A 21294-nucleotide genomic window follows, 5' to 3' on the forward strand; every position below is an offset into this window, starting at 1 on the left:
TTGCCTGCGCTTTTGTCAGTTCGACCTCATACGGGTCGTGAATTGTCGCGATCGCAGCTGCCTGTCGAGAAATGAACCGGCCTTGTGCTCGGTCGATGCGCGTCGGTGAGAGGCCCGCAGGCCTGAGACCCGCTACCCGTACGACCGCTGCGATTGGCCGGTCGACACTCCCGATGGTCACGAGGCTAGTCCGCCGGGCACGAAGCGCTCAATTGTACGGAGGTAAATCGCCGACATGACTAGGATTGGAGAAGCTATACCTAGGTTTGTCCCGTACTTGCCCGGATGGACTCTCGCACCGGCCGGCGTTCAACGAGACAGTGCACGACGCGCTGGCTGCACGGTCACCGCGAGAAACTTGCCCGGCGCGGCGTGCTTGATGCGCCGCAATGAACAAGGCGGCGAGCAGTCCATTCCAAGGCGACCGTCGTAACCGCCCATCCGACCTTGGCCGGAATTGCCCCTCTCGCGGCAACGTGCTCTACTTGCGTTCACGCAGAGAGCGCCGGGAGCGTCTGCGATGAAGCCGGGCCGGGCAGTAGCGTTCGGGAAGTCAGCCGCGCAATACCTCGTCGGGTGCGTCAGGCACACTGTTACTGCTAAGCCGCGCATTGAGCCCGGTGATGCCGGTCTGCTGGAGGCGGTCAAGCAGTGGCAGCAAGTCTTCGAGCACAACCCGGTCATGTACTTCATGGTCGACCCGGCCGGAACTGTCATCAACGTGAACACGTTCGGCGCCGCGCAGCTGGGCTATACGCCCGCGGAGTTGATCGGCCGATCGGTGCTGGATGTCTTCTTCGAGGAGGATCGCGCTACTGTCCGCGCGTGTGTCGCGCTGTGCCTTGAGACCGTTGATCAGTCACACACCTGGGAAATCCGGAAGGTTCGCAAGGACGGCTCGGTGCTATGGGTGCGCGAGAATGCCAAGACCATGCTGCGCGCTGATGGCGGACCAATCGTATTGGTCGCCTGCGAGAACATTACCGAGCGCAAGGAAGCGGAGAATGCGCTCCGACAGAGCGAGGCTTATCTCGCCCAGGCGCAGGAATTGAGCCACACCGGCAGTTTCGGCTGGAAGGCCGCAAACCGCGAGATCACGTGGTCCAAGGAGACCTATCGCATCTTCCAGTGCGACGAGGGAACCAAGCCAAAGATCTCGTTCATGCTCCAGCGGATCCATCCGGACGACCGGCTCGCGGTGCAACAGACTACGGCTCGGGCCGCCCAAGAGGGAAAAGATTACGATCACGAATACCGGCTGGTGATGCCCGACGGCTCCATCAAGTACGTCCGAGCGGTGGCCCGGGCCACGCGAGATTCCAGCGGTCGCGTGGAGTTCGTCGGATCGATATCCGACATCACGGCGACCAAGGAGGCAGAGCGCAGGCTGCGTGACAGCGAGCAGCGCTTTCGCGACTACGCCGAAACCGCGTCTGACTGGTTCTGGGAAACGGGTCCAGACCATCGCGTCACCCAGATATCGGAGCACTCCGATACCATCACCGCCCCTGTCGGCCTGATCGGATTGACGCGCTGGGACATCGCTCCGGACGCCGATCTCGAACCCGAAAAATGGCGACAACATCGGGCGGCGCTCGACGCCCATGTCCCGTTCCGCGACCTGGTGTATCGCAGCAAAGACCGCAACGGGCAGCCGATCTACGTCCGGACCAGCGGCAAGCCGTTCTTTGACGCCGACGGCACTTTCCTGGGCTATCGCGGCGTCTGCACAGACGTAACCGCGGCCATCCGGGCCAATCAAGCCGAAGACTCGCTGCGCAAGGCCCAGGCCGAGCTCGCCCATGTCACGCGCGTCACGACACTGGGTGAGCTGACCGCTTCCATTGCCCATGAAATCAATCAGCCCCTCGCCGCAGTGATCGCAAACGCCGACGCCTGCCTCGCCTGGCTGCAGCGCAGTCCGCCCGACCTCAAGGCAGCACGTCGCTCCGTGGAGTGGATTATCGAGGATGGCAAGCGTGCCAGCGACGTGATCCGTCACGTTCGGGCGCTCGCCAAGCGTTCCGACATCGAGATGGCTCCACTCGACATCAGCGTGGTCATGCGCGAGGCTGTGGCGCTCGTTCAGCGCGAGATGGCTAGCCACGCCGTGTCGGTTCGAATGGAGCTGTCGTCGGCACTGCCCAGGATCTTTGGGGATCGAATTCAATTGCAGCAGGTCCTGATCAACCTGATCAAGAACGGGATCGAGGCCATGGAAGGCGTCGATGACCGCCCGCGCGAGCTGGCGATCCGTTCAGTGGCCGACGACAATGGCGCAGTGCTGGTGAGCGTATCCGACTGCGGCGTCGGCATCGACGAACAGGCAATGGACCGTCTGTTCATGCCGTTCTTTACCACGAAGTCCAGCGGCATGGGCATGGGCCTGTCGATCTGCCGCTCCATTATCGAGGCCCATGGCGGACGACTTTCCGCCATGCCGAACCGGGAGCACGGCGCGACTTTTCAGATCACCCTGCCGCTCCATCGCGAGGGCGTATCGTGACCGAGCGCGCGCAGCCTTCGCCGCCCAGGGAGGATGGCGATCAGCCGATCGTCTTCATCGTCGACGACGACGCATCCATGCGCCGTGCGCTCACCAATCTATTCGAATCGGTCGGCCTCAAGGTCGAAGCATTCGGCTCGGCTCCGCAACTCCTGCAGGCCAAGCCGCCCGACGTCCCCAGCTGCCTCGTGCTCGACATCCGCCTACCGGGAGTTAGCGGTCTCGACCTGCAGGCCGACCTCGCGAAGGCAAATATCCATACGCCCATCATCTTCATTACCGGTCATGGCGATATCCCCATGACGGTTCGGGCCATGAAGAGCGGCGCGATCGATTTCCTGACCAAGCCGGTTCGCGACCAGGACATTCTGGACGCAGTCCAGGCCGCGATCGAGCGAGACCGCAAGCGCCGCGACCTCAACAGGACGGTCTCGACCGTCAGATCACGCTTCGAGTCACTGTCCTCGCGGGAGCGTGACGTATTGTCACTGGTGACGTCCGGCCTGATGAACAAACAGGTGGCCGCCCGGCTCGGATTGGCTGAAATCACCGTGAAAATCTATCGCGGCCAGATCATGCGGAAAATGGGCGCGAAGTCGCTGGCCGATCTGGTGAGAATGAGCGAGGCGCTCGGGATTGGCTCCAACAAGTCCGACGCACAAACCTAAGTATGAGTTTCCAATCGTGACTGGCAGGTCCACCTTGCGTCTTTATGTGTAGCCGTGGCGACGGCAAGCGTAATTCCCGGCGAGGAGCGGACGTCTTGTCAGTGGCTTCGGTCATCTCGGTGCTTGACGACGACCCTTACGTTCGGGCCGCGATCAACAATCTCTTGGAATCGCGTGGATACGTCGTCCACACATTCGCCTCGGCCGAGGAGTTCTTGAGCTCGACCGATTCGAATGACACCTCGTGCGTGATCGCCGACGTGCAGATGCCGGTGATGACCGGAATCGATCTGTTGACGCAGATGCGCGCGCAGGGCTCGGCCACGCCGTTCATCTTCATCACAGCTTTCCCGGACGAGAGTGTACGTGTGCGTGCGCTAGATGCCGGCGCAATCTGTTTTCTCGGTAAGCCGTTCGCCGCCTCGGATCTGATGCAATGCCTGAACCGCGCGCTGGCAGCAGGTCACGAAACCATGCTGTGAGCGCCCGGCGGCCAGCAAACGCGGTGGTGACAGCGAGCAGGGCAAATCCCGCTTCTCGCGAGGTAGCCGCGTTCCGGCCTGCTCAGAATGGGTCGAAGAACCTGGCGACGCACCACGAGGCATACGCCGCCCGGGTTCAATCCACCTTGATATTCGCCGCCTTGATCATCGGCCACCATTTGGCGATCTCGGCCTTCTGACGGGTGCCAAGCGCTTCGGGCGCGAGCTGATCCTTGGGTGTCATCTCCAGGCCCTGGCTTTCAAGCTGCTTCCTCACCGCCGGATCGTTCAGCGCTTCCACGGCCGCGGCGTTGAGCTTGGTCACGATCTCTTTCGGCGTCCCCTTCGGCACCCACATGCCGGACCATAGCGTCATGTTGAAGCCCTTGAGACCCGCCTCCTCCGCGGTCGGGATCTCGGGTGCGGAGGCGAGGCGCTTGTCGTCGGTGATGGCGTAAGCGCGGATGGTGCCGGCGCGGACCTGATTGATGGAATTGGAGGTCTGGTCGAGGATGAGGTCGATCTGGCCGGCGATGAGATCGTTCAGCGCGGGCGCGGTGCCGCGATACGGCACGTATTGCAGCTTGATGCCGGAGATGTTCTCGAAATAGACGCCGGCGATGTGACTGCCGGAGCCCGCGCCGGCGGTACCTGCGGTCGGCGGCGACGGCCGTGACTTGAGCCACGCGATCAGCTCCTTCAGCGAGGTCGCGGGCACCGCGTTCTTGCTGACCACGATCATCGGGTTGCTCGGCAGCAGCACCACCGGCTCGAGATCGGCGACGAGGTCGTATTTGAGCTTGTAGACGGCACCGTTGGCCACGTGGGTGCCGAGGTGGCCGAACGAGATGGTGTAGCCGTCGGGCGGCGATTGCACGGCGCGGCCGACGCCGATCGAGCCGCCCGCCCCGGTGACGTTCTCGATCACGACGGGCTGCCCAAGCGAGGTGCGCATCCGCTCGGCGAGCACGCGCGCCATCGCATCCGACGGGCCGCCGGCCGCGAAGGGCACGATGATGGTGATGGGATGAGTGGGATAGTCATCGGCGCGCGCGGCGCCGGTCACAGCGAGAATAGCAAACAGCGCAGCCCAGACGGCCTTCGTCATTGTCTTCTCCCCAGCGTGTCGTTTTTGTTCTTGTCTCTTCCCGCGTACGGGAAGAGGGATCGTTCGTGAAGAGACGAAACGACGCGCCGGAGCACGACCATCGCGCTCCGCCGGGTTGGTCTCGCTCAGAACTGCGAATAGTCGATCGGCTTGTGGCGGTCGAGCGTCCGGGTGACCGGCGGCAGCGGATATTTCAGGCCGGTCGCGCAGTTGAACAGCATCACGCGGTCACCCTTCGAGACGCGGCCGTCGGCGAGGCTCTCCTTGTAAGCGGCATAGGTGGCCGCGCCCTCGGGGCACAGCAAGAGCCCCTCCTCGCGCGCGACCTCGTTCAGCGCCGCCGAGATCTTGTCGTCGTCGACCGCGATGGCAAAGCCCTTGCTCTCGCGCACCGCGCGCAGGATCAGGAAATCGCCGATTGCCTGCGGCACGCGGATGCCCGACGCGATGGTGTGGGCGTCCTCCCAACGCGTCGCATGCTCGGTGCCGGCCTCGTAAGCGCGCACCATCGGCGCGCAGCCCGAGGCCTGCACCGCAACCATGCGCGGGCGTTTGGAGCCGATGAAGCCGATCTTCTCGAGCTCGTCGAAAGCCTTCCACATGCCGATCAGGCCGGTGCCGCCCCCGGTCGGATAGAAGATCACATCGGGCACGTCCCAGCCGAGCTGCTCGGCGAGCTCCAGGCCCATCGTCTTCTTGCCTTCGATGCGGTAAGGCTCCTTCAAGGTCGAGGTGTCGAACCAACCGACTTTCGCTTTCCCCTCGCCGACGATCTTGCCGCAATCGTCGATATAGCCGTTGACGCGGTAGACGGTCGCGCCCTGCAGCTCGATCTCGCTGACATTCACTTCGGGTGTGTCGGCCGGGCAGAAGATCGTGGTCTTGATGCCGCAGCTCGTCGCGTAGGCCGCCAGCGCCGCGCCGGCATTGCCGTTGGTCGGCATCGCCATGTGCTTGATGCCGAGCGCCTTGCCCATCGACACCGCCATGACGAGGCCCCGCGCCTTGAACGAGCCGGTCGGCAGGCGCCCCTCGTCCTTGACGATGATCTCGCCGCCGCCGAGCTTTGTGCCGAGCTTGGGCAGCCGGATCAGCGGCGTCGTGACCTCGCCGAGCGACACGATATCCTTGCATTTGCGCACCGGCAGCAGCTCGCGATAGCGCCACATGTCGCCGGGCCGCTGCGCCAGAGCGTCCTTGGTCAGCGCCTTCTTCACGCCGGCGAGGTCGTAGCGCACCAAGAGCGGCTTGCCGGCCTTGGAGAGGTTGTGGACCTGGTCGGCGGCGTAATGATCGCCTTCCATCGCGCATTCGAGATGGGTGACGAAGGTCGGGCGTTCGATGGTGAGATTGTCGTTGTCGTGCATGGGTTCGTCCCTATTCTTGTTTTCGTGTTTCACTATCAGACCCGTCACCCTGAGGTGCTCTTCATACGGCGCAACGCGCCGTGTGAAGAGCCTCGAAGGGCGACGAGCCCGGCTGCTGCATCTCGTCCGTTCATCCTTCAAGGCTCGGTCAACGGTGCTCCGCACCGCTGGCCTCGCACCTCCAGCGACAAACGGCTTCGCCGTTTGCGCAGGGATGACGAAACTACTGGCGGCGCGCGCCGCCGCGCAGTCCCTCTTCCCTCAAATATTCAGCACCCGTCCATACGCATCCAGCACGGCTTCCTTCATCATCTCCGACAGCGTCGGATGTGGGAAGACCGTGTGCATCAGCTCTTCTTCCGTGGTCTCCAGGTTCATGGCGACGACATAGCCCTGGATCAGCTCGGTGACCTCCGCGCCGACCATGTGGGCGCCGAGCAGCTGACCGGTCTTCTTGTCGAAGATCACCTTGACGAGGCCCTGGTCCTCACCGAGTGCGATGGCCTTGCCGTTGCCGACGAAGGGGAAGCGGCCGACGCGGATCTCGCGGCCGCTCTCCTTGGCCTTGGCTTCCGTCAAACCGACTGATGCCACCTGCGGATGGCAATAGGTGCAGCCCGGGATCATATTCTTGTCCATGGGGTGCGGGTTGAGGCCCTTGATCGCCTCGACGCAGATCACGCCCTCATGCTCGGCCTTGTGGGCGAGCATCGGGGGGCCGGAGACGTCGCCGATCGCGTAGATGCCGGGAATGTTGGTCTTGCCGTAGCCGTCGATGACGATGCAGCCGCGGTCGGTCTTCACCCCTAACTTTTCGAGCCCGAGATTCTCGATATTGCCGACGACGCCGACGGCCGAGATCACGCGCTCGAACTCGGTCGTGACGGGCTTGCCCTTGCCGTCATCGATGGTGGCGACGACGCTGTCGGCCTTCTTCTCGAGTTTCGTGACTTTGGTCGAGGACATGATTTTCATGCCCATCTTCTCAAAGCGTTTCCGTGCGAGCCCTGCGATCTCCGCGTCCTCCACGGGGAGGATCTGCGGCAGCACCTCGACCACGGTGACGTCGGAGCCCATGGTGTGGAAGAAGGACGCGAACTCGATGCCGATGGCTCCGGAGCCGACGACCAGCAGCGACTTCGGAATCCGGTCCGGCACCATCGCCTCGAAATAGGTCCAGACCAGATTCTTGTCGGGCTCGAGCCCGGGCAGCACGCGCGGCCGTGCGCCGGTCGCGACGATGATGTGCTTGGCCTGATAGGTCCCCTCGCCCAGCGCGCCCTTCGGGCCCTCGACGTCGGACTTCTTCACGGTGACCTTGCCGGGTGCGTCGATCGAGGCGGCGCCCCAGATCACGCTGACCTTGTTCTTCTTCATCAGGAAGCCGACGCCGTCGTTCAGCCGCTTCGAGACGCCGCGTGAGCGCTGCACCACCGCCTTCGGATCGAACGAGACCTTCTCCGCCGACAGACCGTAGTCCTTGGCGTGCTGCATGTAATGGTAGATCTCGGCCGAACGCAGCAGCGCCTTGGTCGGGATGCAGCCCCAGTTCAAGCAGATGCCGCCGAGATACGACTTCTCGACGATCGCGACCTTGAAACCGAGTTGGGCGGCGCGGATCGCGGTGACATAGCCGCCGGGACCGGAGCCGATGATGATGACGTCGAAAGATGTATCGGCCATGTCGGCTCCCGGGTCAGATCTGTCTGGCAGGCGACGTTGCGCCAAAGGTTTTGAGGATCAAGTGATGAGCCAGCATCGCGGCAGCAAGCGCACCGGCTTCCAGACTAGTGACTCCGTCGATCCAACGAAGAGACCAGCACGTCACAACAGCGAAGAGCAGGACGGCGAGCAGAAGCATTGCAGGACCGCTAGCGCGAAACAGGGCGTAGTACATGGCAAGAGCTGCGATCGCCAGCCCGCCATAGACCGTCAGCAGGAATGGAAAGAAGACCACTCCGACGTCTTGACTCGGATGCGTGGAAGGGATGCTCCACCAGAATGGTAGGTAGAGCGTCAGCAAGAAACCACAACCAGCGACCACGTGGCGCATTTCAAGCGACCCTCGCCGTCACACCATCATCATGACGGGGTTTTCGATCAGCTGCTTGAACGCGCCGATCAGCTCGGCGCCGAGCGCGCCGTCGATGGCGCGGTGATCGCAGGACAAGGTCACGCTCATCATGTTCGCGATCTCGATCTTGCCGTTCCGCACCACGGGGCGCTCCTCGCTGGTGCCGACCGCAAGGATCGTCGCATGCGGCGGATTGATCACGGCGGTGAAGTGGCTGATGCCGTACATGCCGAGGTTGGACACGGCCGTCGTGCCGCCCTGGTATTCCTCGGGCTTGAGCTTGCGCGAGCGGGCGCGCGCGGCGAAATCCTTCATCTCATTGGAGATGGTCGACAGCGTCTTGGTCTCCGCTTTCCGGATGATCGGCGTGATCAGGCCGCCGGGCATCGCCACGGCGACGCCGACGTCGGAATGGTGATGCTTGACCATGCCGCTTTCGGTCCAGCTCACGTTGCAGTTCGGGATCTTCTGCAGCGCGACCGCCATCGCCTTGATGACGAAGTCGTTGACCGAGATCTTGTAGAGCGGCTTCTTCTCCTTGTCCTTCGGCGCGGCGACGTTGATCTCCTCGCGGGCAGTGAGCAGCTTGCCGATGTCGCAGTCGATGGTGAGGTAGAAGTGCGGGACGTTCTGGATCGAGGCGGTCAGGCGCTGCGCGATGGTGCGGCGCATGCCGTCATGCGGGACGATGTCGTAGGTATCAGGCTCGAACAGCGACAGGATCTGCTTGTCCGACATGGTCGGCGCGATCGCGGGCGCGCCTGACGGCGCCGCGGCAGGCGCCTTGAGGCCCTTGCCGGACTTGGCCTGCTCGACGTCGCGCGCGACCACCCGGCCGTGCGGGCCGGTGCCGCTAACCATCGCAACATCGATGCCGGCCTCCTTGGCGAGACGGCGCGCCAGTGGCGATGAGAACACGCGGCCGCCATGGCCGTTGGCCTGCGCGGCCGGAGCGGCGGGCTGCGGCGCAGGAGCAGCGGGCGGCGAAACAGGCTTGGGTGCAGCAGGCGCAGGCGCAGCAGCGGGAGCTTGAGCAGACTTTGGAGGCGCGGCCGAAGCGCTGGGCTTGGCGCTACCTGCAGCCTTCACATCCTCGCCCTCGCCGGCGAGCACGGCGATCACGTCGTTGACCGGGACGTCCTGCGTGCCCTCGGGCACCAGGATCTTGGCGATCGTGCCCTCGTCGATCGCCTCGACCTCCATGGTCGCCTTGTCGGTCTCGATCTCGGCGATGACGTCGCCGGATTTGACCTTGTCGCCCTCCTTCTTCAGCCATTTGGCGAGGTTACCCTTCTCCATCGTCGGCGAGAGAGCGGGCATCAGGATGTTGATGGGCATGCTGACCTCAAGAAGAAACTTTGCAAAACGTCGTCTTTCGACAGCCGAAGACGAACAGACCAGGTTTAGTTGCCGATGTCGCCCTGCCACAGGCGCTCATTGGCTGGGATGGAACGCCAATTCTTCATCATGGTGATGGAGCGGTCGTCGGCAAGGTCGATCCAGGGGATGCCGAACTTGTCGAGGATGTCCTTGGAGCCCTCGAAGGTGACGGATTCGCCGATCACCACCAGCTTGACCTTGAACAGCGCGAGCGCGCCGGCGCACATCGAGCATGGCGACAGCGTGGTGTACATGACGGTGTCGTGGAATTTGATCGCGCCGGCCTCGCGCAGGCAGCTCATCTCGCCGTGCAGGATCACGTTGTTCTCCTGCACGCGGTTGTTGTGGCCGCGGGCGATGATCTTGTTGTTGCGCGTCAGCACCGCACCGATCGGCAGGCCGCCCTGCGCGATCGAGGTTTCCGCCTCGCGGATCGCCTCGAGCATGAAATCGAAGTGATAGGATTCGATCGCCATGGTCAGTGCCCCTTGCCGCGCGGCGTCGTGGTACCTGTGTCGGTGGGACGCTCGATCTCAGCCTGGAACATGTCGAGGATCCGGTTCAGCGCGTCCTCCTCGGTGTATTCGCTCTCGCGCGCATAGGCGCGCGCGGCGTGGCGGGCGAGATCGACGAGCAGGAGGCCCCACATGTCGGGCTCCTCGAAGGCGCGCTGGAACGCCATCGACAGCCCACCGTCCAGCACGAACACGCGCAGGATCTCGACCGCGTCGTCGCGGGTCATGACGTCGGGCGGCAGTGGCTGCTCCTTCGGGCCCGCCATGATCTACCTGTAGCAGACGGCTTTGGCGGCCTCGACGACTTCTGCCGCCGAGGGCAGCGCGAGCTTCTCCAGGTTGGCGGCATAGGGCATCGGCACGTCCTTGCCGGAGACGCGCACAACCGGCGCGTCCAGATAATCGAAGGCGTTCTCCATGATGCGCGCGGCGATCTCGGCGCCGACGCCGCTCTGCGCCCAGCCCTCTTCCACCGTGACGGCGCGGCCGGTCTTCTTGACCGAGTTGATGATGGTCTCGGTGTCCATCGGCCGCAGCGTGCGCAGGTCGATCACCTCGGCCTCGATGCCGTCCTTGGCAAGCTCGTCGGCCGCCTTCAGCGCGTAGGTCATGCCGTTCGACCAGGAGACGATCGTGACATGGCTGCCAGAGCGCACGATGCGGGCCTTGCCGATCGGAATGATGAAATCGTCGAGCTTGGGCACTTCGCCGGTGTGGCCGTAGAGCACCTCGTTCTCGAGGAAGATCACCGGATTGGGATCGCGGATCGCGGCCTTCAAAAGACCCTTGGCATCAGCCGCCGAATACGGCGCAACCACCTTGAGGCCCGGAATATGCGAGTACCAGGCCGAGTAATCCTGGCTGTGCTGGGCGGCGACGCGCGCGGCCGCACCGTTGGGCCCGCGGAACACGATCGAGCAGCCCATCTGGCCGCCGGACATGTAGAGCGTCTTGGCGGCGGAGTTGATGATCTGGTCGATCGCCTGCATGGCGAAGTTGAAGGTCATGAACTCGACGATGGGCTTGAGGCCCGTCATCGCGGCGCCGACGCCGACGCCGGCGAAGCCGTGCTCGGTGATCGGGGTGTCGATGACGCGCTTGGCGCCGAATTCCTGGAGCAGGCCCTGGGTGACCTTGTAGGCGCCCTGATACTCAGCGACCTCTTCACCCATCACGAACACATCGGCGTCGCGGCGCATCTCTTCGGCCATGGCGTCGCGAAGCGCTTCGCGGATGGTCTGCGTCACCATCTCGGTGCCGGCAGGCACTTCGGGATCAGGTTCGGCAACGGCCTGCGGGGCAGGCGCAGCCTTCGGCGCAGGCGCCTCGGCCTTTGCTGCGGCGGGCGGCGCCGACTCCGCAGCCTTCGCGGCCGGAGCAGGAGCTTTCGCGAGGTCGGCCGCGCTCTCGCCGTCAGCGAGAATCGTGGCGATCGGCGTATTCACCGCGACGTCGGCGGTGCCCTCGGGGATCAGGATCTTGCCGAGCGTCCCCTCATCGGTCGCCTCGACCTCCATCGTCGCCTTGTCGGTCTCGATCTCGGCGATGACGTCGCCGGACTTGATCGTCTCGCCCTCTTTCTTCAGCCATTTGGCGAGGTTGCCCTTCTCCATCGTGGGCGACAACGCGGGCATCAGCACTTGAATTGGCATATCTTCTCCAAAAGAAAGCTTGCGCGCGTTCAGCGGTAAACGTCGGTCCAGAGCTCGGCGACGTCCGGCTCGGGATCATGCTGGGCGAAATCGGCGGAGGCATTGACGATGTCGCGCACCTCGGCGTCGATCGCCTTCAGATCCTGCTCGCTGACCTTCGCCGCGAGCAGGCGGTTGCGCACCTGCTCGATCGGATCTTGGTCGTGGCGGACCTTCTCGACCTCCTCGCGCGTGCGATATTTTGCAGGGTCGGACATCGAGTGACCGCGGTAACGGTAGGTCTGCATCTCCAGGATGTAGGGACCCTTGCCGGCGCGGCACCAGGCCGCCGCCTCCTCGCCCGCGGCCTTGACGGCGCGGACGTCCATGCCGTCGACCTGCTTGCCGGGGATGTTGAAGGACGCGCCGCGCTTGGAGAAATCCTGCTGCGCCGAGGCGCGCGAGACCGAGGTACCCATGGCGTAGCGGTTGTTCTCGATCACGAAGATCACCGGCAGCTTCCAGAGCTCCGCCATGTTGAAGCTCTCGTAGACCTGGCCCTGGTTGGCCGCGCCGTCGCCGAAATAGGTGACGCTGACATTGCCGTTACCGCGATAGTGATTGGCGAAGGCGAGGCCGGTGCCGAGCGAGACCTGGGCGCCGACGATGCCGTGGCCGCCGTAGAAGTGCTTCTCCTTGCTGAACATGTGCATGGAGCCGCCCTTGCCCTTGGAATAGCCGCCGCGGCGGCCCGTGAGCTCCGCCATGACGCCGTTGGCGTCCATGCCGGTGGCGAGCATGTGACCGTGATCGCGATAGCCGGTGATGACCTGATCGCCCTCCTTCAGGGCCATCTGCATGCCGACCACCACGGCTTCCTGGCCGATATAGAGATGGCAGAAGCCGCCGATCGCGCCCATGCCGTAGAGCTGGCCGGCCTTTTCCTCGAACCGCCGGATCAGGAGCATGTCACGGAGCGCCTTGAGCTCCTGCTCCCTGGTAAATTCCGGGGGCGAACCGCCGTCGGTCTTGTCCTGTGGGGTGCTTGCGGCGGCTTTCTTGGGTGCGGCCATAGGAATTCCGGGTCAGAGAAAACTTTCGCCCTCTCTAACCCAAGTCAATCGCGTGCGAAAGCACCGCGGCGGCATGGCACGACTTTCATTATGCCGCACTGCAACGTGATCGAAATATTGGACAATCTTTGGCGCTGATCGGGCAACAAATCTATGCGCCGCCGCCGCACGAACAGATTCGGGACCGGGTCAAGAACCTCCTTTCCCGTCCGTTGTCTAATGAGAACATTCCGCCGCGCCCGGCAACGACATCAATGATGAGGTCGGTGTGCTTCCAGACCTCAAATTGCGGGCCACTGATATAGACCGGCATGCCGCCGATCTGACCAAGCAGTACGTCGGTCTCGCCGATGACGAACTCGCCGGCCGGATAGCACATCGGCGACGAGCCGTCGCAGCAACCGCCGGACTGATGAAATAGGACGGGGCCGTGATCCGCACAGATCTCGGCCAGGAGCTCGAGTGCTGCGTCCGTGGCGCTGACCTTGTCGTGCATGAGCCGTGCCCCGTCAGTACGCGGGCGGCGCAATGGGAGAATGGACTGCGCCGCCCTGCTACCCGATCAGAAGAAGCCGAGCTTCTTCGGGCTATAGCTGACCAGGAGGTTCTTGGTCTGCTGATAGTGATCGAGCATCATCTTGTGGGTCTCTCGTCCGATGCCCGACTGCTTGTAGCCGCCGAACGCCGCGTGCGCGGGATAGGCGTGGTAGCAGTTGGTCCAGACCCGGCCCGCCTGGATGGCGCGGCCGAAGCGGTAGCAGCGGTTGGCGTCGCGGCTCCAGATGCCGGCCCCGAGACCGTAGAGCGTGTCGTTGGCGATCGACAGCGCTTCTTCGTCGGTCTTGAAGGTCGTGACCGACACGACCGGTCCGAAGATCTCCTCCTGGAAGATCCGCATCTTGTTGTGACCGTGGAACACGGTGGGCTGGACGTAAAAGCCGCCGGCGAGATCGCCGGAGAGGTTCGCACGCGCGCCGCCGGCCAGGATCTTGGCACCTTCTTGCTTGCCGATGTCGATGTAGGAAAGAATTTTCTCCAACTGCTCGCTGGAGGCCTGGGCGCCGATCATGGTCGCGGCATCGCGCGGGTCGCCCTGGATGATGGCGGCAACGCGCTTGAGCGCTCGCTCCATGAAACGCTCGTAGATCGACTCATGGATCAGCGCCCGGCTCGGACAGGTGCAGACCTCGCCCTGGTTGAGAGCAAACATCACGAAGCCTTCGATCGCCTTGTCGAAGAAATCGTCATCCTCGGCCATCACGTCCTTGAAGAAGATGTTCGGCGACTTGCCGCCGAGCTCGAGCGTGACGGGGATGAGGTTCTGGCTGGCGTACTGCATGATCAGCCGGCCCGTCGTGGTCTCGCCAGTGAAGGCGATCTTGGCGATGCGCGGGCTCGACGCCAGCGGCTTGCCGGCTTCGAGGCCGAAGCCGTTGACGATGTTGAGGACCCCGGGCGGCAGGAGGTCACCGATGATATCGGCCCAGACCAGGATCGATGCAGGTGTCTGTTCGGCCGGCTTGAGCACCACGCAGTTGCCGGCAGCGAGGGCGGGCGCGAGCTTCCAGCAGGCCATCAGCAGCGGGAAGTTCCAGGGGATGATCTGACCGACGACGCCGAGCGGCTCGTGGAAGTGGTAGGCGACGGGGTCATCATCGATCTCGCCGATCGTGCCTTCCTGGCCGCGCACGACGCCGGCGAAATAGCGGAAGTGGTCGATCGCCAGCGGCAGGTCGGCAGCGCGGGTCTCGCGGATCGGCTTGCCGTTGTCCCAAGTCTCGGCGATCGCGAGCCGCTCGAGGTTCTCTTCCATGCGATCGGCGATCTTGTTGAGGATGATCGCGCGTTCCACGACGCTGGTCCGCCCCCAGGCGCCCTTGGCCGCATGCGCCGCATCGAGCGCGGCCTCGACGTCCTGTGCGTCGGAGCGCGCGATCTTGCAGACGGCCTGGCCGGTCACCGGCGAGACGTTGTCGAAGTACTTGCCGGAACGCGGGGCCACCCATGTGCCGCCGATGAAATTGTCGTAGCTCGCGGCGAAGGGATTCTTCGTGAGATTGAGGAATTCCACCTTGTTCATTGATCACTCCCGATGTTTGCTGTTTGCGCAATTCGTCGCCTGGTCGCGACTTGCGCCGACGATGTCGCGGGAGGTGTTTTCTGTCAGCCCGGCGGGAAGCGATGGCGGGGCCGACCTGTCGCAGTTCTGCGACAGTCGCGGACGAGGCATCACCATCATGTCCCGGACGCGCCGCAACGCTCTTCGCGTTGCTGCGCAGAGCCGGGACCCAGGCGGCACTGAAGAATGCGGCGACATGGGCCCCGGCTCGGCAGCGCACCACGTCGCAGGAGCGACGCGCTGCGCTGCGTCCGGGGCACGAGATCGGAGTTTCGATTAAGCAGCGCAGCTCAGTGGTTCAGCTCGAACCGCTTCAGCTTCCTGTGCAGCGTGGCGCGGCTGACACCGAGGGCCTTGGCGGCCGCGGAGACATTGCCGCCGGCGCGCAGCAGCGCACGCTGCAACACCGCGCGCTGGCCGTCGACAAGATGATCGCGCGCGGTATCGCCGCCGAGAAGGTCGGCGGCAGGCACCGGCTGCAAGGCCCGGCCGGGCGCGATTCCGAGCGCCACCCGGGCGGAGCGGGTGGCGCCGATCACGAGGTCGTCCGCATCGACCGCAACGAGGCCGCCGCAACTTCCGTCCGCAGCTTGCGTCAGCACGATACGGGTATGGGCAAAAGCCTTTCGAAACAGGTCGGCCTCGATCCGCTTGGCCGCCTCGCCTGCCGCGAGCGCGATCAGGCTGGCGAACGCGTCGGTGCGGTCGGCGCGGCAGGAGGAGACGTCGAGCACGCCCGCGAGCGCCGCCTCATGGTCGTAGATCGGAACGGCGGTGCAGCTCAGAAGCGTATTGCGGGCAAAGAAATGCTGGTCGCGATCGATCGTCAGCGGACGCTGCTCGACGAGGCAGGTGCCGATGCCGTTGGTGCCCTCATGCTCCTCGCTCCAGAGCGCACCGGTCCACAGGCCCCAGGACTGAAACGTCGCGTCGTCGGCCACCGTGCCGCGGCGATCGACCGGCACGCCATCGCGGTCGGCGAGTAGCACGCAGCAGCCCGCGGCGCCGACGGCCTGATAAAGCCGGTCCATCGCGCCTTGCGCGGCGGCCAGAAACGGCGCGATGCGCTCGCGCGCCTGGTGCAGCTCGGCTTCGGTCAGCCGCATCGGCGCGGTGTGGCCGCCGGGATCGAGATGATGCAATCGCGAGGAACGGCGCCACGAGGCCACGAGCGCGGACCGAGCCGCCTGGCCAGACGCGATGGCGGCCTCAACGCGGGCCGCGTGATGCCGGGGCATTGACCCATTCACCACTGTTTCCTCCGGAAGACAGGCTAGAGCGTGCCGGTGCCGCCCGCTTGATCTGCGTCAACTTCGGCGAGCGCCACAGAAGCCATGACCCCGCCGCGGCGCTGCCGTCAAGGCAACCGGCGGGTTCCGGGCTTACGACCTTCGCAGGAGAAAGCGCACAGTGGTCGGAATTCGGCAGCGGCTTTCGCTTGCCGGTTTCGAGGCTTGCGGAAAACGCTAGTTCGCCGGGATCATCCGAACGAGATCGCGCGGATTGACATAGTCGAGCTGGTAGCGCGCCCGCTCGTCCAGCATGTCGGGGTCGATCCTCGACGTCCGCAGCAGCGACACCCGCTGTTCGCTCCTGGCGCGCTCACGCTTGAGCTGGGCCAGCTCGCTGGTCAGCGCGATGATCTCCTGGTCGAGCTCCTGGCGGGCATTGAGGCCGTACTTGCCGGTATAGGCGTTGACGCCGAAATAGCCGACGATCACCGCCGCCATCGCGTAGAGGGCAAGGCCAGTCAGGATCGATTTCAGGCGGGCGCGGGAGACCATCCTGGGAAGATGGGACAGGTTGGTTAAGGGAGTGCTAATTGCCCCTGCCCTGCGCGCGCCATGGCCGGGCTTGTCCCGGCCATCCAAGTGCTTTGCCTGCGATAACGAAGAACGTAGCTGCCCGGGACAAGCCCGGGCATGACGGAGAGTTGAGCAGCCTTGGCTTCGACCTTACCCCTGATTCTTCGCCACATGCGCGGCGAAGGCGTCGATGTACTGCTGCAGCACGGTCTTGAGGGAGTCCTTGGTCAGGCTGCCGTCCGCATCGAAGGCGTCGCCGACGCCGTTGAGATAGATTTCCGGCTGCTGAAGGATCGGACCGGAAATGCCAGGCAGGATGGTCTGCAGATGCTTGGCCGCGCTGACGCCGCCGAGCGGACCCGGCGAGTTGGAGATGATGCCGACCGGCTTGCCGAGGAACGAGCTCTTGCCATAGGGCCGCGAGGCGACGTCGATGGCGTTCTTGAGGGCGCCCGGGATCGAGCGGTTATATTCGGGCGTGACGAACAGGACGCCGTTCGACCTCTGCAGCTTCTCGCGGAAGGCGAGCCAGTCCGCGGGCGGCGCGCCCTCGAGGTCCTGGTTGAAGAACGAGATGCCCGCCGGCGTGATCACTTCGAGCTTGAGCGAGCCGGGCGCGAGCTTGGCGAGCGCATTGGCGATCTTGAGCGAGAAGCCGTCCTTGCGCAGGCTGCCGGCGATGGTGACGATGTTGTAGGCCATGGATTGTCCTTGAGGGCTTGAGCGGAAATGCCGCCAAGGCACTTAAGCTATCCAGACCAATAGATGCAAGTGCATGAACTGGCTCGATTTGGAAACGCTGCGTTTCGCAAATGCAGCCCGTCGTGTCGCATGTCGTCGGCCGACATTGACCGTCCCAAAACAATCAGGCCGCCAAGCGGCGGCCTGATGTTTTCGGCAACTCTGCAACCCCGATCAGATCGTCGGATTCCAAGCCGACGGGATCAGGCGATATTTGGCGCCGTCCTTCTCGACATGGCCGACCGAGGGGAAGGCGAAGTGGAAGCCGATCACGGTCGCCTTCTCCGCCGCCGCCATGTCGTAGAACTTGTGGCGCGTCGCCTGCGCCATCGCGGCATCGTTGTCGAACATCACGTGCCAGTCCGGATTGCGCAGGAAGAATTCCGGGATGTTGGTGACGTCGGACTGGATCAGCACCTTGGCATCGCCAGATGCGACCGCGAACGAGGTGTGTCCCGGCGTGTGACCCGGCGTCGCGATCGAGGTGATGCCGGGCGCGACCTCCTTGCCCCATTCGTACTTGGTCACCTTGGACTCGAGGCCGGCGAAGGTCTTCTTCACGTTGGCGAAGTAGTTCTTCATCATCGGGTTGGACTCGGCCTTGGCGGCGTTGTCCTCGCTGGTCCAGAACTCCCAGTCCTTGCCCGGCACCATGATCTCCGCATTCGGGAAGGTCAGTGCGCCGTCGGCGAGACGGATGCCGTTGGTGTGGTCGGGGTGCAGATGCGACAGCAGCACGACGTCGATGCTCTTCGCGTCGACGCCGGCGGCGGCAAGGTTTTGCAGCGTGCGGCCGACGGCGCCCTTGCTCGGCTCGAGATTGGCGACGCCGTTGCCGGTATCGATCAGCACGAGCTTGGAGCCGGTGTTGATGAGCTGCGGATTGAACGGCACCGTGACCATGCCCTTCGGCATGTACGCCGCCTCGCCCGCCGCCAGCGCCTCGTCCTTCGGAATGTTGGCGACGAACTTGTCCGGCATCGGGAAGGTGCGCGCGCCGTCATTGATCGAGGTGCACTCGAAGCTGCCAACCTTGTAGCGGTAGAAGCCCGGCGCCTGCGTGCCTGTCGGCGGCACCGAGGCATTGGCCGTGGTCGGCCGAAAGCCGGCTACGGCAGCCGCACTGAAGGCGGCGGCGCCTGTGAGCAAATGACGGCGATTGAGATCAGTCATGGAGAGGTCCCCTTCTGAGCGCCCTACGGTTTTTCCGCTTACAACGGCGGCGGGAATAATCCCCCGCTTCGCTCAGAAGGCAAGTCCTTCTTTCGGTGACGTGCCGTCACACATCATGATTATTTATTTGGGTTGATGAGGAATTTTTCGCCGGTGGCACGTTTGGCGTACACGGCGATGTTGGCGGGATCGAGCGCCTCGGCCAGCGACACCACCTTGGTGTAGTGACTGGCGAAGGTGGTCTTGAGCTCGGACGCCACGCGCTGGCGCAGGCGACCGATCTCGGCCGGACCGATCTTCTGGAGGAACGGCGTCAGCAGCCAGCCACCGACTCCCCAGGTCAGACCGAACGAGCGGCTCAATTCGGTCGGCCGATTGTCGAGGCTGCCGTAGATATAGATCTGCTTGTACACGTTGGAGCCGTAGCGGCTGTATTCCTTCGCGGTCTTGTTGGCTGCAATTTCCATCGCGGTCAGAATCTGGCTCGCCAGCTTGCCGCCGCCGATGGCGTCGAAGGCGATGGTGGCGCCGGTCTCGACCAGTGCGTTGGTGAGATCGTCCATGAAGCTCGGCGCGCTGGAATCCACGACGTGCTTGGCGCCGATCTTGTGCAGGATGTCGGCCTGCTCCTTGCTGCGCACGATGTTGACGAGGCCGATGCCGTCCTTGATGCAGATCTTGTTGAGCATCTGGCCGAGATTGGAAGCGGCGGCCGTATGCACGAGCGCCTTGTGGTTCTCCCGACGCATCGTCTCGGTCATGCCGAGCGCGGTCAGCGGATTGACGAACCAGGACGCACCGTCCGCGGCCGTGGTGCCCGCCGGCAGCTCCATGACGTCGCGGACCTTGAGCACACGGTGCTGCGTGTACATCGCGCCGCCGATCATCGACACCGTCTTGCCCATCAGCGCTTTCGCAGCATCCGACGAGCCGGTCCGGATCACCGTGCCGGCGCCCTCGTTGCCGACCGGCAGCGACTGATCGAACCTCGCCGCCATCATCCGCATCGCCGCTTCCGGCATCTTGGCGGTGATGACCGGCATCTCCTTGGTGCCGGAGGCCTTGGCGGCCGACATGTCGGCGGCCCCGATCAGAAGACCAAGGTCGGATGGGTTGATCGGGGTGGCCTCGACGCGAACCACGACCTCATCATCGGCCGGCTCCGGCGTCGGGACGTTCACGAGAGACAATTCCAGCTCGCCGCTCTTCTTCAGCAGCGAACGCAATTCCAGTCCCGACTTGCCGTCGCTCATCTCGATCCTCCCCTGTCCATCTTTTTTGCCGGCCGAGGCGCCGGCTTATGCCAGCGCCTTCAATGCCGCCTTGCCACCATAGAGCGCCTGCTTGCCGAGTTGCTGCTCGATGCGCAGGAGCTGGTTGTATTTGGCGGTGCGATCGGACCGCGCAAGGGAGCCGGTCTTGATCTGACCGCAGTTCGTGGCCACCGCGAGGTCAGCGATGGTGGAATCCTCGGTCTCGCCCGAGCGGTGCGACATCACCGAGGTGTAACCGGCCTTGTGCGCCATCTCGACGGCGGCGAGCGTCTCGGTCAGCGTGCCGATCTGGTTGACCTTGATCAGGATCGAGTTGGCGCGGCCGGTCTTGATGCCTTCGGCGAGGCGCTTGACGTTGGTGACGAACAGGTCGTCACCGACCAGCTGGCACTTCTTGCCGATGAGGTCGGTGAGCTCCTTCCAGCCATCCATGTCGTCTTCCGACATGCCGTCCTCGATCGTCACGATCGGATAGCGCGCGACCAAGTCTGCAAGATACTTCGCCTGCTCGGAGATCGAGCGGGTCTTGCCCTCGCCTTCATAGACGTATTTGCCGTCCTTGAAGAACTCGGTCGAGGCACAGTCGAGGCCGAGCATGATGTCGGTGCCCGCCTTGAAGCCGGCCTTGCCGATCGCGTTCATCACGAATTCGAGCGCGGCGTCGGCCGACGGCAGGTTCGGGGCGAAGCCGCCCTCGTCGCCGACATTGGTGTTGTGACCGGCCTTCTTCAATTCGGACTTCAGCGTATGGAACACCTCCGCGCCGTAGCGCAGGCCTTCGGCAAAGGAGGACGCGCCGACGGGCAGGATCATGAATTCCTGGAAGTCGATCGGGTTGTCGGCGTGCACGCCGCCATTGATGATGTTCATCATCGGCACCGGCAGCAGGCGCGCGGAGGTGCCGCCGACGTAACGATAGAGCGGCATGTCGAGCGAGTTCGCGGCCGCCTTGGCGCAGGCCAGCGAGACGCCGAGGATGGCGTTGGCGCCCAGCCGGCTCTTGTTCGGGGTGCCGTCGAGGTCGATCATGATCTGGTCGATCTGGGCCTGCTGCTCGACATCGAGGCCGCTCAGGGCTTCGAAGATCTCGCCGTTGACGGCGCCGACCGCCTTGGAGACGCCCTTGCCGAGATAGCGGGCCTTGTCGCCGTCACGCAGTTCCACGGCCTCATGGGCGCCGGTGGAGGCGCCGGACGGCACCGCGGCGCGGCCGAGCGCGCCGTCCTCCAGCACGACATCGACCTCGACGGTGGGATTGCCCCGGCTATCGAGAATTTCGCGGCCGATGATGTCGATGATGGCGGTCATGATGTGCACTTCCGTTCGTTAGGGCTGATCGGTGCCGCGGGTCTTACACGGGCCGCAAGCAAATGTGAAC

General features: G+C 64.1%; 20 protein-coding genes. 3 read left to right on the plus strand and 17 right to left on the minus strand.

Annotated features, from left to right (window positions below):
- Positions 1 to 520: 520 nt before the first annotated feature.
- The 3 genes from CVM73_RS04090 to CVM73_RS04100 all read left to right on the plus strand — a co-directional run bounded on the left by CVM73_RS04090 (position 521) and on the right by CVM73_RS04100 (position 3656).
- On the plus strand, positions 521 to 2506 hold the full coding sequence (locus CVM73_RS04090; protein WP_100230702.1) for a PAS domain S-box protein: 1986 nt from the start codon (positions 521 to 523) through the stop codon (positions 2504 to 2506).
- Positions 2503 to 3174, plus strand: coding sequence for a response regulator transcription factor (locus CVM73_RS04095; RefSeq protein WP_100230703.1), 672 nt, complete (start codon positions 2503 to 2505; stop codon positions 3172 to 3174). The genes CVM73_RS04090 and CVM73_RS04095 overlap by 4 nt, the downstream gene beginning before the upstream one ends.
- A 95-nt stretch (positions 3175 to 3269) precedes the next feature.
- Positions 3270 to 3656, plus strand: coding sequence for a response regulator transcription factor (locus CVM73_RS04100; protein ID WP_167406629.1), 387 nt, complete (start codon positions 3270 to 3272; stop codon positions 3654 to 3656).
- Positions 3657 to 3792: 136 nt separating this feature from the next.
- On the opposite strand, the gene CVM73_RS04105 is transcribed toward CVM73_RS04100, so the two are convergent.
- The 17 genes from CVM73_RS04105 to eno form a co-directional block, all read right to left on the minus strand.
- On the minus strand, positions 3793 to 4764 hold the full coding sequence (locus CVM73_RS04105) for a tripartite tricarboxylate transporter substrate binding protein BugD (RefSeq protein ID WP_167406609.1): 972 nt from the start codon (positions 4762 to 4764) through the stop codon (positions 3793 to 3795).
- Between the two features lie 125 nt (positions 4765 to 4889).
- Positions 4890 to 6131 carry a threonine synthase gene (locus CVM73_RS04110; RefSeq protein ID WP_100230706.1) on the minus strand — a complete coding sequence of 414 codons (1242 nt, stop codon included), beginning with the start codon at positions 6129 to 6131 and terminating at the stop codon, positions 4890 to 4892.
- Positions 6132 to 6392: 261 nt separating this feature from the next.
- On the minus strand, positions 6393 to 7814 hold the full coding sequence (lpdA, locus tag CVM73_RS04115; protein ID WP_100230707.1) for a dihydrolipoyl dehydrogenase: 1422 nt from the start codon (positions 7812 to 7814) through the stop codon (positions 6393 to 6395).
- 13 nt (positions 7815 to 7827) lie between these two features.
- On the minus strand, positions 7828 to 8184 hold the full coding sequence (locus CVM73_RS04120; RefSeq protein ID WP_100230708.1) for a hypothetical protein: 357 nt from the start codon (positions 8182 to 8184) through the stop codon (positions 7828 to 7830).
- An 18-nt stretch (positions 8185 to 8202) separates the two neighbouring features.
- A complete protein-coding gene (locus CVM73_RS04125; protein WP_100230709.1) occupies positions 8203 to 9543 on the minus strand; it encodes a pyruvate dehydrogenase complex dihydrolipoamide acetyltransferase in 1341 nt (446 codons plus the stop codon).
- Between the two features lie 65 nt (positions 9544 to 9608).
- Positions 9609 to 10061, minus strand: coding sequence for a nucleoside deaminase (locus CVM73_RS04130; protein ID WP_100230710.1), 453 nt, complete (start codon positions 10059 to 10061; stop codon positions 9609 to 9611).
- 2 nt (positions 10062 to 10063) lie between these two features.
- A complete protein-coding gene (locus CVM73_RS04135) occupies positions 10064 to 10366 on the minus strand; it encodes a DUF5076 domain-containing protein (RefSeq protein WP_008547332.1) in 303 nt (100 codons plus the stop codon).
- Between the two features lie 3 nt (positions 10367 to 10369).
- On the minus strand, positions 10370 to 11752 hold the full coding sequence (locus CVM73_RS04140) for a pyruvate dehydrogenase complex E1 component subunit beta (RefSeq protein ID WP_100230711.1): 1383 nt from the start codon (positions 11750 to 11752) through the stop codon (positions 10370 to 10372).
- A gap of 29 nt (positions 11753 to 11781) precedes the next feature.
- Positions 11782 to 12804: a pyruvate dehydrogenase (acetyl-transferring) E1 component subunit alpha gene (pdhA, locus tag CVM73_RS04145; protein WP_100230712.1), complete on the minus strand. Its 1023-nt coding sequence runs from the start codon at positions 12802 to 12804 to the stop codon at positions 11782 to 11784.
- Positions 12805 to 12955: 151 nt separating this feature from the next.
- Positions 12956 to 13300 carry a DUF779 domain-containing protein gene (locus CVM73_RS04150; protein WP_100230713.1) on the minus strand — a complete coding sequence of 115 codons (345 nt, stop codon included), beginning with the start codon at positions 13298 to 13300 and terminating at the stop codon, positions 12956 to 12958.
- Between the two features lie 66 nt (positions 13301 to 13366).
- Positions 13367 to 14884 (minus strand): aldehyde dehydrogenase, encoded by a 1518-nt coding sequence (gene adh, locus CVM73_RS04155; protein WP_100230714.1) that lies wholly within the window; start codon positions 14882 to 14884, stop codon positions 13367 to 13369.
- A 329-nt stretch (positions 14885 to 15213) separates the two neighbouring features.
- Positions 15214 to 16173, minus strand: a complete 960-nt coding sequence (locus tag CVM73_RS04160) for a helix-turn-helix domain-containing protein (protein WP_167406610.1) — start codon at positions 16171 to 16173, stop codon at positions 15214 to 15216.
- A 216-nt stretch (positions 16174 to 16389) separates the two neighbouring features.
- On the minus strand, positions 16390 to 16707 hold the full coding sequence (locus tag CVM73_RS04165) for an FtsB family cell division protein (RefSeq protein ID WP_100230716.1): 318 nt from the start codon (positions 16705 to 16707) through the stop codon (positions 16390 to 16392).
- Positions 16708 to 16878: 171 nt separating this feature from the next.
- Positions 16879 to 17430, minus strand: a complete 552-nt coding sequence (locus tag CVM73_RS04170; protein ID WP_100230717.1) for an NADPH-dependent FMN reductase — start codon at positions 17428 to 17430, stop codon at positions 16879 to 16881.
- A gap of 213 nt (positions 17431 to 17643) precedes the next feature.
- Positions 17644 to 18642, minus strand: a complete 999-nt coding sequence (locus CVM73_RS04175) for an MBL fold metallo-hydrolase (RefSeq protein ID WP_100230718.1) — start codon at positions 18640 to 18642, stop codon at positions 17644 to 17646.
- Between the two features lie 119 nt (positions 18643 to 18761).
- Positions 18762 to 19895: a zinc-binding dehydrogenase gene (locus CVM73_RS04180; protein WP_100230719.1), complete on the minus strand. Its 1134-nt coding sequence runs from the start codon at positions 19893 to 19895 to the stop codon at positions 18762 to 18764.
- A gap of 45 nt (positions 19896 to 19940) precedes the next feature.
- Complete coding sequence (gene eno, locus CVM73_RS04185) at positions 19941 to 21224, minus strand: phosphopyruvate hydratase (protein ID WP_100230720.1); 1284 nt, start codon at positions 21222 to 21224, stop codon at positions 19941 to 19943.
- Between the last annotated feature and the right edge of the window lie 70 nt (positions 21225 to 21294).

This window comes from Bradyrhizobium forestalis (genome assembly GCF_002795245.1).
GTDB classification, from domain to species: Bacteria; Pseudomonadota; Alphaproteobacteria; order Rhizobiales; family Xanthobacteraceae; genus Bradyrhizobium; species Bradyrhizobium forestalis.

Excerpts from the sequence above, each read along its gene's own strand:
- CVM73_RS04165 (WP_100230716.1), bottom strand. The coding sequence starts at position 16,707 with ATGGTCTCCCGCGCCCGCCTGAAATCGATCCTGACTGGCCTTGCCCTC.
- CVM73_RS04120 (WP_100230708.1), bottom strand. The coding sequence starts at position 8,184 with ATGCGCCACGTGGTCGCTGGTTGTGGTTTCTTGCTGACGCTCTACCTA.
- CVM73_RS04125 (WP_100230709.1), bottom strand. The coding sequence starts at position 9,543 with ATGCCCATCAACATCCTGATGCCCGCTCTCTCGCCGACGATGGAGAAG.
- lpdA (WP_100230707.1), bottom strand. The coding sequence starts at position 7,814 with ATGGCCGATACATCTTTCGACGTCATCATCATCGGCTCCGGTCCCGGC.
- eno (WP_100230720.1), bottom strand. The coding sequence starts at position 21,224 with ATGACCGCCATCATCGACATCATCGGCCGCGAAATTCTCGATAGCCGG.
- CVM73_RS04140 (WP_100230711.1), bottom strand. The coding sequence starts at position 11,752 with ATGCCAATTCAAGTGCTGATGCCCGCGTTGTCGCCCACGATGGAGAAG.
- CVM73_RS04170 (WP_100230717.1), bottom strand. The coding sequence starts at position 17,430 with ATGGCCTACAACATCGTCACCATCGCCGGCAGCCTGCGCAAGGACGGC.
- CVM73_RS04105 (WP_167406609.1), bottom strand. The coding sequence starts at position 4,764 with ATGACGAAGGCCGTCTGGGCTGCGCTGTTTGCTATTCTCGCTGTGACC.
- CVM73_RS04135 (WP_008547332.1), bottom strand. The coding sequence starts at position 10,366 with ATGGCGGGCCCGAAGGAGCAGCCACTGCCGCCCGACGTCATGACCCGC.
- CVM73_RS04090 (WP_100230702.1), top strand. The coding sequence starts at position 521 with ATGAAGCCGGGCCGGGCAGTAGCGTTCGGGAAGTCAGCCGCGCAATAC.
- CVM73_RS04130 (WP_100230710.1), bottom strand. The coding sequence starts at position 10,061 with ATGGCGATCGAATCCTATCACTTCGATTTCATGCTCGAGGCGATCCGC.
- pdhA (WP_100230712.1), bottom strand. The coding sequence starts at position 12,804 with ATGGCCGCACCCAAGAAAGCCGCCGCAAGCACCCCACAGGACAAGACC.
- CVM73_RS04150 (WP_100230713.1), bottom strand. The coding sequence starts at position 13,300 with ATGCACGACAAGGTCAGCGCCACGGACGCAGCACTCGAGCTCCTGGCC.
- CVM73_RS04110 (WP_100230706.1), bottom strand. The coding sequence starts at position 6,131 with ATGCACGACAACGACAATCTCACCATCGAACGCCCGACCTTCGTCACC.
- CVM73_RS04180 (WP_100230719.1), bottom strand. The coding sequence starts at position 19,895 with ATGAGCGACGGCAAGTCGGGACTGGAATTGCGTTCGCTGCTGAAGAAG.
- adh (WP_100230714.1), bottom strand. The coding sequence starts at position 14,884 with ATGAACAAGGTGGAATTCCTCAATCTCACGAAGAATCCCTTCGCCGCG.
- CVM73_RS04175 (WP_100230718.1), bottom strand. The coding sequence starts at position 18,642 with ATGACTGATCTCAATCGCCGTCATTTGCTCACAGGCGCCGCCGCCTTC.